Consider the following 18030-nt stretch of genomic DNA (forward strand, 5'->3'; position numbering starts at 1 on the left):
GGATGTGATCGTCTCTTCCGCCTTTGCCGGTAAACGCTACGCGGTACTGGGCCTTGCCAGGTCAGGTCAGGCCACGGTCGCTTCGCTGGTGGCGAGCGGGGCGCACGTGATGGCGTGGGACAGCCGCGACGAGCCTCGGCAGGGTCTATGTGAATGGATCGATTGCGGCAAAGTCGAACTGGCCGATCCGGTAGCCGCGGACCTGGCCGGCTACGATGGCGTGATCGTTTCGCCGGGGATTGCGCTCAACCAGCACCCGGTGGCAGAGGCGGCGGCGCGCGCCGGCGTACCGGTGATCGGCGACATAGAGCTTTTTGCGCTTGCCCGTCATACCTTGCCCACGCATCGCGTGGTCGGCATCACCGGGACTAACGGCAAATCGACCACTACCTCGCTCGTCAATCACATTCTTGAAGTGGCGGGCGTTCCGTCTCAAGTGGGCGGCAATATCGGCGTGCCGGTGCTGGGAAGCGATCCGTTGCCGGAAGGCGGCGTCTACGTGCTTGAACTGTCGAGCTACCAGATAGACCTTACGCACAGCCTTGATTGCGAGGTTGCGGCCTTGCTCAATCTCACGCCTGACCACCTTGATCGCTATGGGACTCTCGAAGCTTACGCGGCGTCCAAGGCACGGTTGTTCGAGATGCAGGGCAAGGAGCGCTGCGGCGTGTTCGGGATGACCGACAGCGAGACGGGGATCATCGCGCGCGTGGAGGCGGCGCGGCGGGCCCCCGGCCTTATCCGGCTGGTTGATGGCAGTGATCTGGCTGAGATGCAGGGGGGATGGCCTTCGCTGCAGGGTCCGCACAATCTGCAGAACGCAGCCGTAGCCGTGGCCATCGTCGAAGCATTGGGGATCAAGAAGGGACAGTGGGAGAGGGCGCTGCGCGACTTTCGCGGTCTGCCGCATCGGATGGAACGGGTGGCAGAGGCGAACGGCGTCGTCTACATCAACGACAGCAAGGCCACTAACCCGGCGTCAGCCGCACCGGCCATCGCCGCATTCCCGCCAAACCCGGAGCCGCGGCTGCACTGGATTCTCGGAGGTCTGCCCAAAGGCGACGATCTGGACGAATGCATGCCTTATTTCGGTAATGTCGCCGCCGCTTATACGATAGGTGACGCGGGCCCGCGCTTTGCTGAAATTCTGGCCCCTTACACCCGTGTTCACCGCTCGGAGATGATGGCCGAGGCAATCCGCCAAGCCATGGCCGAGGCGAAACCGGGCGACGTCGTCATGCTTTCGCCCGCCTGCGCCAGTTTCGACCAGTTCCGCGATTTCGAAGCGCGCGGCCAGACGTTCCGCCAGATCGTTGAAGCGCTGCTCGCGCCCGACGAGGAGACCGGGGGGAAAGGCTGATGGCCAGCACGGCGCCGGTGTCGCGTTCTGCCGCCAATCGTTACAACCGCAATCGCCGAAGCCGCCTGGCTGTGTGGTGGCAGGAGATTGACCGGGCTACGCTGATCCTTGTCCTGATCTTGATGGCGGTCGGCGCGGTTGCGGTTGCCGCAGGTTCACCCGCCAGCGCGCGCCGGCTCTCCACCGCGCACGAGAAGCTTTCGGATCTCTATTTCTTCAATCTGCACATGCGCTGGCAATTGCTGGGCCTGGGCGCGATGTTCTGGGCATCGAGCCTGGGGAAGGAGAGCGCCCGAAGGTTCGGCATCCTGATTGGCGCGTCGATGCTGGTTGCGCTCATGCTGGTTCCTATCATCGGTTCGGAAGTCAACGGCGCTAAGCGCTGGCTGCGTTTCGGCATTTCGCTGCAGCCCTCGGAGTTTCTCAAATGCGGCTATCCGATCCTGCTTGCCTGGATTCTTTCCTGGCGCGCGCGTGATCCGCAGATCCCGGTGGTGGCCATCTGTTTCGGGGTGATGGGCCTGCTGGGCGCTTTGCTGATGCTGCAGCCCGATTTCGGCTCGACAATGTTATTCTCTGGGACGTTCCTGGTGCTGATCCTGCTTGCAGGCATAGACATCAAGCGTCTTGGCATGTTCTTCGGCGTGGGGTTCGTCGGGCTGATCCTGATGTATTTCACTTATTCCAACGGCCGGAACCGCATCGATAATTTCCTGTTCGGCGGCACCGCCTTTGACCAGGTCGATCTGGCCGAGCGTACGCTGCTTAACGGCGGGTGGACCGGGCTCGGCTTCTGGATGGGCACGCGCAAGCTGGCGCTGCCCGAAGCACATACCGATTACATATTCTCTGTGATCGGCGAGGAGTTCGGCCTGCTCGCCTGCATGGCGATCGTGCTGCTTTACCTCGCGATCCTGACGCGGGTGATCCTGCGCCTGGTGGAAGAGGAGGATCTTTTCACCGTCCTTGCCGCATCGGGTTTTGCGGCGCAGCTCGGCGGGCAGGCGTTCATCAATGTCCTCGTCAATCTGCAGCTCTTCCCTTCAAAGGGCATGACCTTGCCGCTTATCAGCTATGGTGGTTCGTCCACGGTTGCGATGTGCCTGTGCATGGGGCTGCTGCTGGCGATCACGCGCCGCAATCCCTTTATCCAGCGCGAGAAGTTTTCGCTGCGCGCCATCGGAGATGCTCAATGAGTCTGGTTTCCCGCCATTATGTGCTCGCCGCCGGCGGGACGGGCGGACACCTCATCCCTGCTTTCGCCCTGGCCGCCGAACTGCATCGGCGCGGGCATCACCTCGCGCTGATTACGGATGAGCGCGGCGCCGCGATTCCGGGCAAGCCGGAATACCTGACATCGCACGTGCTGCCGGCCGGCCGCATCGCCGGAATGAACCCGCTGGCATGGCTAAAAGGGGCGAAAGGCGTGATGGAGGGGCGGCGCATGGCGCTGCGCCTGTTCCAGAGCTTTCAGCCTTCGGCCGTTGTCGGTTTTGGCGGCTACCCCGCGTTGCCGACGTTGCTGGCGGCAACTTCAGCCGCGATACCCACGGTGCTGCATGAGCAGAACGCGGTGCTGGGCCGCGTCAATCGCTATTTCGCCGGCAAGGTCAATGCCATCGCAACCGCGTTCGAGCAGGTCGATCGGCTTGATCCAAAGTGCGATCACAAGGTTACCCTGGTGGGCAATCCCGTGCGCGCCGATGTGCTGACTCTGCGCGATGCGCCATTCCCGGAGTTCAGCGAAGAAGGGTTGCTGCGGATCCTGGTGACGGGCGGCAGCCAAGGCGCGCGGGTACTGTCCGAGGTGGTGCCGGACGGACTTGCCATGTTGCCTCCCGCATTGCGCTCGCGCTTGCAGGTTATCCAGCAGTGCCGCCCGGAAGATATCGACGCGGTACGCGCGCGTTATGCTGGCCATGGCATTCCGGCCGAACTTGCCACTTATTTCGAGGATATGGCCGAGCGCCTGGCCGATGCGCACTTGTTCATCGGCCGCGCCGGCGCGTCGACGATTGCCGAGCTGACGGCGGTCGGTCGTCCGGCCATCCTTATTCCGCTGCCCATCGCCACTGACGATCATCAGGCGGCCAATACGCGGGAGATCGTGGCCGCCGGGGGCGCCCGGGCGATCCGGCAGGAGAGCTTTACCGCGACCGCGCTGGCCAAGCAGATCCAGGCCATGGCGCAACACCCAGCAACGCTTGCCAATGCGGCTCATGCCGCATGGAACTGCGGCTATCCCAATGCGGCCAGCGACCTCGCCGATCTTGTGGAGAGCTTCGGCGCCGCACCGATCATGGACGTGATCCGCATGGAGAAGGCGGCTGCACCCAAACGGGGAGAGGCCCTGGCGAAGGGAGCGATACGATGAGGGGCGTCGGGACCGATATCGGCACGATCCACTTCGTCGGCATTGGCGGCATCGGCATGTCCGGCATCGCCGAAGTCATGCACAACCTGGGCTATTCAGTACAGGGCTCGGACATTGCCGAAAGCTATGTGATAGAGGGCCTGCGCAAACGGGGCATAAAGGTCATGATCGGTCACGCGGCCGAGAATGTGATCGGAGCCGCGGTTGTGGTTACCTCCACGGCGGTCAAGCGTGATAACCCGGAAGTGGTTTATGCTCTCGAACACCGTATCCCAGTGGTGCGGCGCGCGGAAATGCTGGCCGAGCTGATGCGGCTGAAGAACACGGTCGCCGTTGCCGGTACGCATGGCAAAACTACGACAACATCGATGATCGCGGCGCTTTTGGATGCGGGCGGGATCGACCCCACCGTCATCAACGGCGGCATCATCAATGCATATGGCTCCAATGCGCGCCTGGGCGAATCCGACTGGATGGTCGTGGAAGCCGATGAGAGCGACGGATCGTTCCTGCGGCTGGACGGCACGCTGGCGGTCGTGACCAATATCGATCCGGAACATCTCGATCATTACGGCTCATTCGAACGCGTGAAGGAAGCCTTCGTCGAGTTTATCGAGAACGTGCCGTTCTACGGCGCGGCCATGCTTTGCATCGATCATCCCGAAGTGCAGGCGATCATTCCGAAAGTCCGCGATCGGCGCGTGGTTACTTACGGCTTTTCTGCGCAGGCCGACATTCGGGGCGAGAATGTCACTCCCATTCCCGGGGGCAACCGTTTCGACGTCGCGCTGCGCCAGCGTGACGGCTCGTTCCGCCGGATCGCGGGCATAGAACTGCCCATGCCGGGCCGCCATAACGTGCAGAACGCCCTCGCTGCCGTCGGCGTGGCGGTGGAGATGGGCTGCGGCGACGCAGTGATCCGCAGCGGCTTCGGGAAGTTCGGCGGCGTCAAGCGCCGCTTCACCAAGGTCGGCGAAGTGCCCGTGGACGAAGGCGCGGTTACCGTGATCGATGATTACGGGCATCATCCGGTGGAAATCCGCGCCGTGCTCGCTGCCGCGCGCGAAGGTGTGAAGGGCCGCGTTATCGCCGTGGTACAGCCGCACCGTTTCACCCGCCTGCGCGATCACATGGACGATTTCGAAAGCGCCTTCAACGATGCGGATGTGGTCTATGCCGCCCCGGTCTATCCGGCCGGTGAACAGCCGATCGAGGGCGCAACCTCGGATGCGATGGTCGCCGGGATGAAAGCGCGCGGGCATCGCTCCGCGCAAGTCATCGCCGGACCTGATGCGCTGGCCGACGTTCTCGCGGACGCCGTCCAGCCCGGCGATATGGTCGTATGCCTGGGCGCGGGCGACATCACCAAGTGGGCCGCGGGTCTGGCTGAGGCGATCAAGACGCGGAGGGGTGGGTGATGTCCAGACCAGCCTCTTCCAATCCTGTTTCCGTTCGTGTCGAGCGAAGTCGAGACACGTCAGGCGCAGGTGTCTCGACTTCGCTCGACACGAACGGGGTAAGAGGCAAGCTTACCGCCAATGCCGCCCTGGCCCCCCTTGTCTGGTTCAAGTCGGGCGGGGCGGCGGAATGGCTATTCGAACCGAAGGACCTTGCCGATCTGCAGCGCTTCCTGCGCGACCTCGATCCGGCCGTGCCGGTGATGGCGCTCGGCCTGGGCTCGAACATGATCGTGCGTGACGGTGGAGTGCCCGGCGTCGTGATCCGTCTCGGCAAGACGTTCGCTCAGGTGAGAAAAGTGGACGAATTGACCCTCGACTGCGGCGGCGGCGCCTCGGGTATTCTGGTATCGTCCACCGCGCGTGACAGCGGTATCGCCGGCGTTGAGTTTCTCCGCTCCATTCCCGGCACTGTGGGTGGCTTCGTGCGGATGAATGGCGGGGCCTATGGCGGTGAGGTGAAGGACATCCTGGTCGATTGCGACGTCGTGCTGCGATCGGGCGAACAGGTCACGCTGCGCAACGCCGATTTGCATTACACATATCGCCACTCTGAACTGCAGGAAGGCGCGATCGTGATCGCCGCGCGGTTTCGCGGGCGCGCCGGCCAGCCACAAGCCATCCAGGCCGAAATGGATCGCATCTCCAGCAGCCGGGAAGCATCGCAACCGCTGCGTTCAAAGACCGGCGGATCGACTTTCAAGAACCCGCCGGGGCACAAGGCGTGGCAACTTGTCGATGAGGCGGATTGCCGTGGGCTGCGGATCGGCGGCGCGCAGGTCAGCGAAAAGCACACGAACTTCCTCATTAACACGGGCGATGCGACGAGCGCCGATATCGAGGCGCTGGGGGAAGAGGTCCGTCGGCGGGTGAAGGAAAACTCGGGCATCGAGCTCGAATGGGAAATTCAGAGAGTAGGTCGTCCATGAGCTTGCCCAAACTCCATGTCGCGGTTCTGATGGGCGGATGGTCGAGCGAACGGCCGGTCTCGCTCATGAGCGGGGAAGGCGTGGCCAAGGCCCTGGAGTCGAAAGGCCACAAGGTTACGCGCATTGACATGGATCGCGAGGTTGCGCTGCGGCTGGCCGAGGCGAAGCCCGATGTCGTGTTCAACGCCCTGCACGGCGCCCCCGGCGAAGATGGCACGGTGCAGGGGATGATGGACCTGATGGGCCTGACATATACGCATTCCGGCCTCGCGACTTCAGTGATCGCGATCGACAAGGAGCTGACCAAGCAGGCGCTGGTTCCTCATGGCATTCCGATGCCGGGTGGGCGGGTGGTCAAGTCGGCAGAGGTCCATGAGCGCGATCCGCTGCCGCGCCCCTATGTGCTCAAGCCCGTGAACGAGGGTTCGTCTGTCGGTGTCGCCATCGTCACGGAAGAGGGCAATTACGGGAATCCGATCAGCCGCGACGCTACGGGACCATGGCAGGAGTTCGAAGAGCTTCTGGCCGAGCCGTACATCCGCGGGCGGGAGTTGACCACCGCAGTGATTGGAGACCGGGCGCTACTGGTTACGGAACTGAAGCCCAAGTCTGGTTTCTACGATTTCGACGCCAAGTATACTGACGGCATGACTGAGCACGTCTGCCCGGCGGACATCCCGGACGAGATCACGCTGGCGTGCAAGGACATCGCTCTGCGTGCGCACCGGCAGCTAGGGTGCAAGGGCACCAGCCGCGCGGACTTCCGGTGGGACGATACGCAGGGCGTGGAGGGGCTGTTCCTGCTGGAGGTCAATACGCAGCCGGGCATGACGCCGCTTAGCCTCGTGCCTGAGCAGGCGCGCGCCTGTGGAATGGATTATCCCGATCTCGTCGAGGCGATCATAGCGGAGACGCTTGCGAACGCTCACGAGGCGAATGTTCGAACGGCGAGGGGACACGCCAAATGAGCACGACGATCCGGCGCAAGGCCAAGACCGCGCGAAAGGCCGCGGCGGCGCAGGGCGCCAAGGCCAAGGTGCGGCAGGCCAGGAGCACAACCGGGTCGGCGCTTGACATGGCGATGAGCTGGCTGCCCTTTTCCGAGCAGCAGTTGCACCGGATATTCCTGGCGACCATCCTGGGCGGCGCGGTGGTGCTCGTCTGGGTCGTGGCCTCGATGGCCGGCCTGCCGACCATGGCGAACTATCAAATCGCACAAACGGCGGCCAACGCAGGGTTTGAGGTCAAGCGCGTAGAGGTGCGCGGCGTCAAGAACCTCAACGAGCTGAAGGTCTATGAAAAGGCCCTGGCCGAGCGTGATCGGGCGATGCCGGCAGTCGACCTGGAGCGGCTGCGCGGCGAACTGCTCGGCCTTTCATGGGTCAAGGACGCGCGCGTCTCCCGTCAGCTTCCCGACACGCTCGTGATCGACATTGTCGAACGCGATCCGCACGCGGTCCTGCGCAAGGCTGATCGTTTCGTGCTGATCGATGAGACCGGGCATGAACTGGAAACGATCAGCCGGGCGAATGCGCAAGGCAAGCTCATCGTCTCTGGCCCTGGCGCCGGGCAACAGGTCGTTGCGCTGTCGCAGCTCCTCGAAGCGGCGCCGGCCCTGAAGCCGCGCGTGGTGGAGGCTGAGCGGATCGGCAACCGGCGCTGGAACCTCACGTTTCAAACCGGGCAGGTCCTGGCGCTTCCGGAAGGAGACAGGGAGGCGGCGAGCGCGCTGGTCACTTTCGCCCGGCTCGACGGCACCAATCGCCTTCTCGGTGGCAAGGTTACTGCGTTCGACATGCGGGCGAAGGACCGCATCTATCTGCGGGTTCCGGACGAAGACGGCAAGGAACTCGCACTCAAGGCGGGGGCAGTCCCGCATACGGCCCAGGCGGAGGAGCAGTAATGGCAGGTCCCCGGATCACGCGGGTGTTCGGCGCGGTCAACATCGGCTCGTTTCGCATTTCCGCGATCGTTGCGGGGATCAACGAAATGGGCGACATGGTCGTGCTCGGTTCCGGCCATCGAGCCAGTCAGGGCGTCAAACGCGGCTATGTGACGGACATGGCTGCGGCGACTTATGCCGTGCGCGATGCCATCGATCGCGCGGAGAAGATGGCTGACACCGCTGTACAGAAGGTCTGGATCGGCTGTTCCGGCGCCGGATTGGCCAGCCGCATCGATCAGTTCGATGCCGAGATCGGCGGCCGGCGCATAGAGCAGGAGGATATCGACCAGCTGCTGATCGCTGCGCGCGATGTAATCCAGCCGGATGGGCGTATGGTGCTTCATGCGCAGCCCGCGCAATACCGGCTCGACGGAGCGCACGGCGTGGCCAACCCCAAGGGCCTCCATGCGGAACGGCTCGGGGTTGATATCCACGTGATGATGGCTGACGGCGCGCCGATCCGCAACCTGACTGAAGCGGTGCAGAGCGCGCATCTGGAAGTTGAAGCGGTTGTCGCCTCGCCGATTGCGGCGGGGCATGCCTGCCTGTCCCCCGAAGAGCGCGACCTGGGCGTCGCGCTTGTCGAATTCGGCGCGGAACTGACTAATGTTGCAATCTACGAGCAGGGGATGCTCAAGGATATGATGGCAATCCCGATGGGGTCGGCCGATCTCACCGACGCCGTCGCGTCCGCATTCGGCATCCGCCGCTTTCAGGCCGAGCGTCTCAAGTGCGTCAACGGATCGGCAATCGCCAGCCCGCACGACCATCGCGAAATGATTCCGGTCAATGCTCCCGGAGAGGAAGGTTCCGGCCCGCTCGCGCGTCATGCCGATGACAAAAATCGTGTTCCACGCGCCGAATTGATCGGCGTCATCACGGGCCAGCTTGGCGTGGTGATGGAAGAGGTGAACAAGGCGCTCAAAGCCATGCATTTCACCGGCCAACGCGCTAAGCAAGTGGTCATCACCGGCGGTGGTGCCGAGCTGGTGGGGCTTGCCGATTATGCGCAGGCGGCGATCGGCAAGCCGGTGCGTATCGGCCGAGTGCCGCATCTGTCGGGCCTTGCGGAAGCGCATGTGAAGCCCGGCTTTTCCACTCTCGCCGGCCTGGTTCTTTATGCGGCTGCGGATCCTGTCGATATCCGTTCCACAAGCCGCAGCGCTCAACGCACGATGAAGCTCGGGGGGTTGGGCACTGTGGGCCGGGTCTATCAGGCGTTGAAGGAATATTTCTAAGGAATGCCGTCAGAATCGGCCTTAACCGATCAGGCGTGCAGAGAAGGCGGTGAGCAGTAATAAATCGCCCGGAACGGCGGTTTTCGCTGTGGACAAAGGTTTACCATGCTTTGCGTCGATGAGTCGAAGCGTGCAATCAGATTGGTCAAATGAAATTCTTCGCGCGCGGGACTGCCAGGAGAGCCAAATGAGCATTAATATCGGACCGCCGGCGATAGACGAGCTTCGTCCGCGGATCGTCGTCATCGGTGTGGGCGGCGCGGGCGGCAATGCCATCGCCAACATGATCCAGGCCCAGATCGAGGGCGTGGATTTCGTCGTCGCCAATACCGACGCGCAAGCGCTTAACAATTCGATCGCCGAAACCCGCATCCAGCTTGGGCCGGATATCACGCAGGGCCTTGGCGCGGGTTCGCGGCCCGAAGTGGGACGCGCGGCTGCGGAAGAGACGCTGGAAGAGATCGACCGCATTCTGGACGGGGTGCACATGGTGTTCATCGCCGCCGGCATGGGTGGCGGCACGGGCACCGGCGCTGCGCCAATTATCGCGCAGGCCGCGCGAGAGAAGGGCGTGCTGACCGTCGGCGTCGTGACCAAGCCGTTCCTCTTCGAGGGTACGCGCCGCATGCGTTCGGCGGACGCTGGCATCGAAGAACTGCAAAAGCACGTCGATACCCTGATAGTTATCCCGAACCAGAACCTGTTTCTAGTCGCCAAGGCGGAGACCACTTTCAAGGAGGCATTCCAGCTTGCCGACGAAGTGCTGCAGCAGGGCGTGCGTTCGATCACTGACCTGATGGTCATGCCGGGCCTCATCAACCTTGACTTTGCTGACGTGCGCTCCGTCATGGGAGAGATGGGCAAGGCCATGATGGGCACCGGCGAGGGCGAAGGCCCCAACCGCGCGCTGGAAGCGGCAGAGAGGGCGATCGCCAACCCGCTTCTGGACGGCGTGTCGATGCAGGGCGCCAAGGGTGTGATTATCTCGATCATCGGCGGCGACGATATGAAGCTGCTTGAGGTGGACGAGGCGGCGAACCACATCCGCGAACTGGTGGACAGCGATGCGAACATCATCTGGGGTTCGGCTTTCAATCCGGACCTGCAGGGGAAGATCCGCGTTTCCGTGGTCGCTACCGGTATCGAGCAGACTGCCGAGCAGGCGGAAGTGGCCTCACGTCCGATGAACCTGACTGCTGCGCGTGGACCGGTCCGCCCGGCCGTGCAGGCGCCCGCACCCGTTTCGCATGCGACGTCTGAGCCTGTCATCGAAACACCGTCCACGCTCGAACCGGTCGAACTTCATCAGCCTGCGTCGAACCCGTTCGTATCGCCAGCTGAAGTTTACGAACCGACCGCCGAGTTGGAGCTGGGCGCGGGGGATGAGATTGAGGAGGAACAGACGGCCTCGGGCAATTACGCCAGTCTCAGCGGCCTGGCCGCGACGCGCCGCGAGCCGCTTGATCTGGGCTTGGAGGAAGAAGCGGAGCCTGAACCGACTTCCGCTCGAAGGGCGCGGGTGCAGGATGAACTGCTTTTCGACGGCGGGCGGGGTGAGGCTTCGCGTGCGGCTGCTGAAAGCGCTCCGGCAAGGCCGAAGCCGGCTGCGGGCGGCAGCACCCTGTTTGAGCGTATGACCAGCCTTTCGCGTCCCAAGGCGCCTGCCGGCGAACCTCTTGAAGATGAAGATGGCGACAGCAGCTCGATCAGCATTCCGCGATTCCTGGGGCGGCAGAACAACCAGTAAGGGCTTGTGCAGCGGGCTCGGCGTATCGTGCAGTCGCCATTGGCGCATCGCCGGCCCGTTCGCATGAGGTTCATCGATCCCAGCGCATAGGGCCGATGCGGCGCTGGCTGCGATGAGTGGAGCATTTTCAAGTCGGAAACCGCTGTGACTGGGAAATGCAAAACAACGGGTAACCGGATCATGATCCAACCCAAACTTATCGATCGCGATCCAGCAGACGGGCGAGGTCAGCGGACAGGCATGGGTGTCTCGGGTCTTGCGGGTTGAAGCCAGAATCGTGTGCTGCCTCGTGGCGGCGGCCGGCAGTGCCATCACCTTGTCTTCGGCGGGATGGGCGAGGAGCGCGCCCACCGTGTCGCGCCCGATCATCCAGTCCCTTCCCGATCCCGGCACCGCGCGCCTTAATGCCGCGCTGGCAAAGCTGGGGCGTGATCCCCGTGATATCGCGGCGCTGATTGAAGCCGGCGACGCGGCGCGCGGCGCCGGCGATTTCGACGCTGCAATCGGTTTCTATCGCCGTGCGGACGAGGTTGCGCCTAACCAGCCGGCCGTGAAAGCCGGCTTGGCGCGTGCTTACGTGATGAATGGCGACCCGGTCAGCGCTATCCCTTTGTTCGACGCCGCTGAGAGAGCCGGCGCCGTCCCGATCCAACTCGCGGCGGACCGGGGCCTTGCTTATGATCTGGTGGGCGATAATGCCGCGGCGCAGCGCTATTACGCCATGGCAATGGCAACGCAGGGCAGTGACGAAGTGCGGATGCGGCTGGCGCTGAGCCTGGCCATCGCCGGCGATGCGAAAGCTGCGGATGCGACCTTGCTGCCGCTCCTGAGAAAGCAGGACAAGCCGGGGTGGCGAACCCGTGCGTTTGCTCTGGCGATTGCTGGAGACACCAAGCAGGCGGTAGATCTAGCGGGAACGATCCTGCCGCCGCAACTGGCCGAAAACATCGCACCTTACTTGCGCTACATGCCGCGCCTGACGCGTGCTCAGCAGGCGGCCGCCGCTAACTTGGGCCGTTTTCCTCGCGCATCGGAGGTCGGCCGGGATGATCCGCGCATCGCCGCTTATGCCCCCTTGCGCACCGCTGCCGCCGATTCGGGCCTGGTTCCGAAGGGTGAGCCGCTGGGCGGGGATCGGAGCGCCAAGGCGGCGCGCGCCCGGGCGAAAGCCGCGCATCTGACGCGGTTGCCGAACGCAGAGCCACGTCCCACGGGCCGGACCGAGGCTGCCCGCCAGGCAACGCTCGCTTCGGCGGACCCAGACAGAGTCGCCCCGCCGGAGCCCAAGCCGGCGATCGAGAGCGGCGGTGAATTGCCGCCTTTAGCAGGTTCGGCTGCGGCGAAAGCTCCGCCTCCTCCGGCACGAAGCATACCGACACCAGCGCCGCCAACGCCGGCACCGACTTCGGCATCGCATAACGCGCCTTCACCGGTTGGCGTCACCGGCCACGTTGCTACGCCGGGCTTCGATCTTGGGAATTTGCAGGCGGCGCACCCGCCATCTCCCGCTGCCTCACCGCCGCCCGCACCGGCACCTGCATCAAGCCCACCGCCCCGCAGGCCCACTTCGCCGCCTGCCGAAGCGTCGCCGCCCCCGTCGTCGCCGCTTCCGGGCCGGCCATCGCTTGCCGCGATCTTCGCAGATTTCGGCAAGCCCACGATGCGCGCCGAGCCGACTGCCGGGGCTGTGGACATCCGCAAGATCGGACGCGCGGAGGTGAAACCCGATCCCAAGGCAGCAGCAAAGCCTGCAGACAAGCCCAAGCCTAAGAAGCCAGAGAAGCCCGCCCCTCCCGCTCATCCAAGCCGGATCTGGGTGCAGATGGGCGTGGGGCGCGACAAGGATGCCATCGCGTTCGATTGGCGACGCTATGCCAAGCAGGCGCCCGCGCTGTTTAAAGGGCGGCAAGCCTATGTAAGCGAGATGGGCCGCACGAACCGCATCCTGGCGGGCCCCTTCGGAACGCAGAAGTCCGCCGACCAGTTCGTTGCAGAATTGAAAAAGGCCGGCTTCGATGGTGCAATGCCGTGGACCAGCCCGGCCGGTCAGGTGGTCGATCCACTTTCGGACAAGTGAACGCCGGAAGGCGCGTCGGGCGAGGGGGCTCGCCGTCCTCCGTTAAGATTTGGTTATTCTTATCCACACGCTGTAAACAGACTTGTGCAGTTTTGCGCAGCCGATCGCTCTTCGCGCATTGTGTTGCGCTGCCGGAACGCAGCATCCATGCACGCGTATTCGCGGAGAGCTTGTGTCGGAAATTATGAGGACGGTTCAGGACGATATCGACCGAGACGATGAGGCCGCTCCGGTGGAAATGCTCGCGTCGTTGTTCGAGGCGCGCGAGTGGCCTTACGAATATTCGGGCGAGGATGAAATTTCGGCCGAAGTGAAAGGCGCTTGGGCAACGTACCAGTTCCAGGCGATCTGGCGTGCGGAGGACCGGGTGTTGCAGCTTCTTTGCCTGCCCGACATCCGCGTCGTCGACGGCAAGCGCCCGGCCATGTTCGAAGCGCTGTCGCTTATCAACGAACAGCTCTGGCTCGGCCATTTCGACATGTGGTCGAACGGCGGCGTGGTGCTTTACCGCCACGGCTTGATGCTTGGCGAAGACGGACTGCTCGGTCCCGGACAGGCCCAGCTTGTGGTCGAAGCCGCGATTGAGGAGTGTGACCGCTTCTATCCGGTTTTCCAATTCATCCTGTGGGGAGACAAGACGCCTGCGGAGGCGCTCGCGGCCGCCTTGGTGGACGCCGCCGGGGAAGCATGACGGGGCTTGCCCTTGGCAGGACGTCTGCGCTCGCCTAAGCGACGCGCATGGACCGTTTTCAGAACATTCTGCTGGTGGGCTGCGGTAACATGGCCGGAGCCATGCTCGTCGGTTGGCTGGCCGGCGGCATTCCCGCTTCGCGTTTTACGGTGGTCGATCCGCAGCGCGGCGACGTGCCCGATGGCGTTACTCTGCTTCGGGAGCTTCCTCAGGGGCGTTTCGACGCGATTCTGCTGGGGATCAAGCCGCAGGGCCTGGACGATCTCGCACCCGCCCTTTCCGGCCTGGTCGGCCGGGAGACCGTCCTGTTCTCAATCCTGGCGGGGGTTGAGTTCGATAGCCTGTCCACACGCTTTCCAGAGGCAGGTGCGATTGTGCGGATTATGCCTAACCTGGCAGCGGCGATCGGCAAATCGCCAGTCGCGCTTGACTCCAGGGGTCTTGACGAGGCGGGGCGCGCCGCGGTGATAGCGCTGATGGCTCCGCTGGGAACGCCGGAATGGCTGGCAGGCGAGCATCTTTTCGACGCCGTAACTGCACTTGCCGGCTGCGGCCCTGCCTTCGTTTATCGTTTCATCGACGCGTTGGCCACCGCGGCCGTGACGTTGGGGCTGGAGGAAGGGCAATCGCAGCGCCTCGCGCTGGCGATGGTGGAGGGCGCGGCGCAACTTGCCGCGCAACAGGCCGAAGCGTCGCCGCCCGTCTCGCCAGGCGTGCTGGCTGATCGGGTCGCGAGCCCCGGCGGTTCCACGCGGGCCGGTCTCAACGTGCTGGATGCCGACGGTGCATTGGCCAGGGTCATTGCTGAGGCGATGACGGCATCGCGTGATCGAAACGCGGAAATGGCGGCTGACGCGCGGCGGGGATAGAGCGATTTCTACCAGCCCCTTGTACAATTTGTCACAAACGGTTGCGCTCGGTTTTTCTTGAATCTTTACTCATGCAGGCCGATATTGCTTTCGTCCGGGGAGCCGCATCGTGCGGAAGGCCCCGTGAAAGGGAGTTTGAAATGGCAAATTGGAACGACCCCCAGCCCCGTTCGGGTTTTGGTGCGTCGCCCAGCCTTGACGGGCGTGCCGCGGGCCGGGCCTCGTACGACACGGGGCTGCGCCGGCACATGTTGTCGATTTATAATTACATGGCGTCCGGCGTTCTGCTTTCCGGCATCGTGGCGATGCTTTTCGCCAACTCCGGTATGGCCGAGCAGATGGCCTTCTCGCCGCTGAAGTGGGTGGTCATGCTTGCGCCGCTCGGTTTTGTGTTCGCCATGAGCTATGGCGCGAACCGGATGCAGACGACGACGCTGCAGATGCTCTACTGGGGCTTCGCGGTGGTTATGGGCTTGTCGCTTTCGACGATCTTCCTGGTTTTCACCGCGACTTCGATTGCGACCACCTTCTTCGCCACGGCGGCGGCGTTCGCCGGTCTTAGCCTTTATGGCTATACCACCAAGAAGGACCTGTCGGGCTTCGGCACTTTCCTGATTATGGGCCTGGTCGGCATTCTGGTGGCGATGCTGATTAACCTGTTCGTGCACTCGACTGCCTTGCAACTCGCGGTCTCGATTCTGGGCGTGCTGATCTTCGCAGGGCTTACCGCGTATGATACGCAGATGCTCAAGAACCAGTATTATCAGCTGCGCGGCACGGAGTTTGTCGGCAAGGCGGTGGTGCTGGGTGCGCTCAGCCTCTACCTGGACTTCGTCAACATGTTCCAGTTCTTGCTGAGCTTCATGGGTGATCGCCGCTGACCGATAAGTGGCGGCGTGTAAGTAATCCACAGTCCAGTTTCGGCTTGCTATAATGCCCGGTGCGGTTTGTCGCACCGGGCATTTCCTTTGATCGCCCGGCGCGTTAGACCTGATACCAGTGATGGGAGTGCAAGGTTGAAACATCTCAAGCCTAACGGCCTTGGTCGCAGGTTGCCGTTGCTCGCAGGGGCCGCGGTGGCGCTGACGATGAGCGTGCTTTCGGGTTGCGCGCCAAAACCGGCACCGCCGCCACCTCCACCGCCTCCCGTCGTGGTTATCCCACAGATGCCGACGCCGCCGAACGGCGCGCCGACCGACATGACCATTCCGCCTGTCGATGCCACGGGAAACCGCCATACGGTCAACACCGGGATCTCCACGCCGCAGGCGGTGTGGAACCTGCGCTCGGCCTACAATGTCGCCGCGCTTAATTGCATTGAGCCGCAGTACACCCCAATCCTGGACGGCTACAAACGCTTCCTGAAAGTCTACGCCAAGCAACTGGCCGCCGCGAACAAGGCGATCGACGCCAGCTTCGGCACTCAGGCCAGCGGCCGGGCCGCCACGGTTGCGCGGGAAACGTATCAAACGCAGGTCTACAACTTCTTTTCGTTGCCGCCGGTAGACAGCGGCTTCTGCCAGGCCGCGATGGATGTGACCACTGAGTTGCAGACGGTCGATCCCACTCAGTTTGAGGCTTATTCGTTCACTGGCCTTGCGAAGATGGAGGCGCCGTTCAAGTCCTTCTTTACCGCGTACGAGCAATACAAGGCTGACCTTGCCGCCTGGCAGGCGCGGTATGGCGGAGGACTGATAACCGTACGCCCGTCCGTGGCGCAGCAGGTTACCGCCCAGCAGTCGAGGCCGCCGCAGCCGATCGGGCCGCTGCCGTCTATGGGGCAAGAGGTCACCGTTCGGCAGATGGTCCAACCGCAGCCCGTTCAATTACAGCCGATCCAGCAGCAGCCGGGCCAGTCACAGCCGGGCCAGTCACAACCAACCGTGCAATTGCCTTCCGTGGAACCGCAAGTTACGGCGCGGCAACCGAACCAGGTTCAGCCGGGCGTTAAATTGCCGGGCTTTTCGCAATAGCGTCGGCAAGGGGCGGACGAATTTTCGTGCAGCGCATTTTTGCTCTTTCATGGCGAGGCTCTCTTCGCTAAGTGGGCGCCTCTCGACGCGGCAGGCCGTGTGAGAGCAATACTGGAACGGGGCCGTAGCTCAGCTGGGAGAGCGCGTCGTTCGCAATGACGAGGTCAGGGGTTCGATCCCCCTCGGCTCCACCAGTAATTGATATTCACGCTGATCGGCCGCACATTGCTGCGGCCGTTCGCGTTTTTGTCAGCGTCATCGACGCTTGCGGCCTGACAGGTCCCAATTCCGCCGGATAAAGTTTCCATGCATTTTCTCGACCAAGCCAAGATCTACATTCGCTCCGGCGCGGGCGGGCCAGGGGCGGTAAGCTTCCGGCGCGAGAAATACGTTGAGTATGGCGGCCCGGACGGCGGCAACGGCGGCAAGGGCGGCGATGTAGTGTTCGAGGCGGTGGCGGGTCTCAATACCCTGATCGATTTTCGCTATACTCAGCATTTCAAGGCTCCGCGCGGGGGCCATGGCATGGGCAAGAACCGCAACGGCGCGGCCGGGAAGGACCTGGTGGTAAAGGTTCCGGTGGGCACCCAGATCATCGATGATGAAGATCGAGAGACGGTGCTGGCTGACCTCGTTACCGCCGGCCAGCGCGTGACGCTGCTTCACGGCGGCCTGGGTGGGCGCGGCAACGCCAGTTACAAGACCAGCACCAACCGCGCTCCACGCCAGCACCAGCCGGGTGAGCCGGCACAGGAGATGGGGGTCTGGCTGCGGCTGAAACTGCTGGCCGATGTAGGCTTGGTCGGCATGCCGAACGCAGGCAAGTCCACCTTCATCAACAAGCTGACCAATACCAAGGCCAAGGTCGGCGATTATGCATTCACTACCCTGCGTCCGCAGCTGGGGGTGGTGATGCACAAGAACCGAGAGTTCGTGTTGGCCGACATCCCTGGTCTGATCGCCGGCGCGGCAGATGGCGCGGGCATTGGCGACCGCTTCCTGGGTCATATCGAACGCTGTCGCGTGCTGGTCCACCTGATCGACATTTCCAGCAATGATCCGGTTGAGGCGATGCGCATCGTGGAGGAGGAACTGGAAGCCTATGACGGCGGTCTGGAGGACAAGCCGCGGTTGGTGGCGCTCAACAAGATCGATCTGGTGGATGATGCGCTGGCGGCGGAATATGCGAAGGAACTGCTCCAGGCGGGCGCGGACGAGGTATTTCCGATTTCCGGCGCGACCGGCAAAGGCGTCTCGCAATTGCTGGATGCGGTGATCGATTACCTCCCCGCCGCGACCGTGACCGAGCGGCCGGATGGCGAACAGGAAGAAGTCGATGAAAGGCCGTGGTCCCCGCTTTGAGCGGAGCC

15 protein-coding genes and 1 tRNA gene are annotated in these 18030 nt (G+C 63.4%); all 16 read left to right on the plus strand.

The genetic code is table 11. The features are described from left to right. Positions 1-4 precede the first annotated feature (4 nt). The 16 genes from murD to obgE all read left to right on the plus strand — a co-directional run bounded on the left by murD (position 5) and on the right by obgE (position 18022). Entirely contained in the window at positions 5-1360 is a 1356-nt protein-coding gene (gene murD / locus V7D69_RS06705; protein ID WP_324064693.1) for a UDP-N-acetylmuramoyl-L-alanine--D-glutamate ligase, read from the plus strand. Continuing rightward, positions 1360-2556 carry an FtsW/RodA/SpoVE family cell cycle protein gene (locus V7D69_RS06710; protein ID WP_333605390.1) on the plus strand — a complete coding sequence of 399 codons (1197 nt, stop codon included), beginning with the start codon at positions 1360-1362 and terminating at the stop codon, positions 2554-2556. The genes murD and V7D69_RS06710 overlap by 1 nt, the downstream gene beginning before the upstream one ends. Beyond that, positions 2553-3734, plus strand: a complete 1182-nt coding sequence (gene murG / locus V7D69_RS06715; protein WP_324064690.1) for an undecaprenyldiphospho-muramoylpentapeptide beta-N-acetylglucosaminyltransferase — start codon at positions 2553-2555, stop codon at positions 3732-3734. The genes V7D69_RS06710 and murG overlap by 4 nt, the downstream gene beginning before the upstream one ends. Continuing rightward, complete coding sequence (gene murC, locus V7D69_RS06720) at positions 3731-5152, plus strand: UDP-N-acetylmuramate--L-alanine ligase (protein WP_333605391.1); 1422 nt, start codon at positions 3731-3733, stop codon at positions 5150-5152. Before murG ends, murC begins: the two co-directional genes overlap by 4 nt. Further along, entirely contained in the window at positions 5152-6120 is a 969-nt protein-coding gene (gene murB, locus V7D69_RS06725; protein ID WP_333605392.1) for a UDP-N-acetylmuramate dehydrogenase, read from the plus strand. The genes murC and murB overlap by 1 nt, the downstream gene beginning before the upstream one ends. Further along, complete coding sequence (locus V7D69_RS06730; RefSeq protein WP_333605393.1) at positions 6117-7088, plus strand: D-alanine--D-alanine ligase; 972 nt, start codon at positions 6117-6119, stop codon at positions 7086-7088. The genes murB and V7D69_RS06730 overlap by 4 nt, the downstream gene beginning before the upstream one ends. Further along, complete coding sequence (locus V7D69_RS06735) at positions 7085-8023, plus strand: cell division protein FtsQ/DivIB (RefSeq protein WP_324064076.1); 939 nt, start codon at positions 7085-7087, stop codon at positions 8021-8023. The genes V7D69_RS06730 and V7D69_RS06735 overlap by 4 nt, the downstream gene beginning before the upstream one ends. Continuing rightward, a complete protein-coding gene (ftsA, locus tag V7D69_RS06740) occupies positions 8023-9303 on the plus strand; it encodes a cell division protein FtsA (protein WP_333605394.1) in 1281 nt (426 codons plus the stop codon). Before V7D69_RS06735 ends, ftsA begins: the two co-directional genes overlap by 1 nt. Before the next feature lie 187 nt (positions 9304-9490). Continuing rightward, positions 9491-11050: a cell division protein FtsZ gene (gene ftsZ, locus V7D69_RS06745; RefSeq protein WP_324064078.1), complete on the plus strand. Its 1560-nt coding sequence runs from the start codon at positions 9491-9493 to the stop codon at positions 11048-11050. Positions 11051-11402: 352 nt separating this feature from the next. After that, positions 11403-13127 carry an SPOR domain-containing protein gene (locus V7D69_RS06750; protein WP_324064079.1) on the plus strand — a complete coding sequence of 575 codons (1725 nt, stop codon included), beginning with the start codon at positions 11403-11405 and terminating at the stop codon, positions 13125-13127. A gap of 184 nt (positions 13128-13311) precedes the next feature. After that, positions 13312-13818, plus strand: coding sequence for a YbjN domain-containing protein (locus V7D69_RS06755; protein WP_324064080.1), 507 nt, complete (start codon positions 13312-13314; stop codon positions 13816-13818). 47 nt (positions 13819-13865) lie between these two features. After that, entirely contained in the window at positions 13866-14687 is an 822-nt protein-coding gene (locus V7D69_RS06760; RefSeq protein ID WP_333605395.1) for a pyrroline-5-carboxylate reductase family protein, read from the plus strand. 140 nt (positions 14688-14827) lie between these two features. Continuing rightward, positions 14828-15568 (plus strand): Bax inhibitor-1/YccA family protein, encoded by a 741-nt coding sequence (locus tag V7D69_RS06765; RefSeq protein ID WP_324064082.1) that lies wholly within the window; start codon positions 14828-14830, stop codon positions 15566-15568. Positions 15569-15703: 135 nt separating this feature from the next. Further along, on the plus strand, positions 15704-16660 hold the full coding sequence (locus V7D69_RS06770) for a hypothetical protein (RefSeq protein WP_333605396.1): 957 nt from the start codon (positions 15704-15706) through the stop codon (positions 16658-16660). Positions 16661-16778: 118 nt separating this feature from the next. Further along, positions 16779-16854 (plus strand) — tRNA-Ala (locus tag V7D69_RS06775). 112 nt (positions 16855-16966) lie between these two features. Beyond that, the gene (gene obgE / locus V7D69_RS06780; protein WP_324064084.1) at positions 16967-18022 is read left to right on the plus strand and encodes a GTPase ObgE; all 1056 of its coding nucleotides are present in this window, start codon (positions 16967-16969) and stop codon (positions 18020-18022) included. Positions 18023-18030: the final 8 nt, after the last annotated feature.

Origin of the sequence: Novosphingobium sp., from assembly GCF_036733805.1 — a bacterium.
Lineage (GTDB): Bacteria > Pseudomonadota > Alphaproteobacteria > Sphingomonadales > Sphingomonadaceae > Novosphingobium.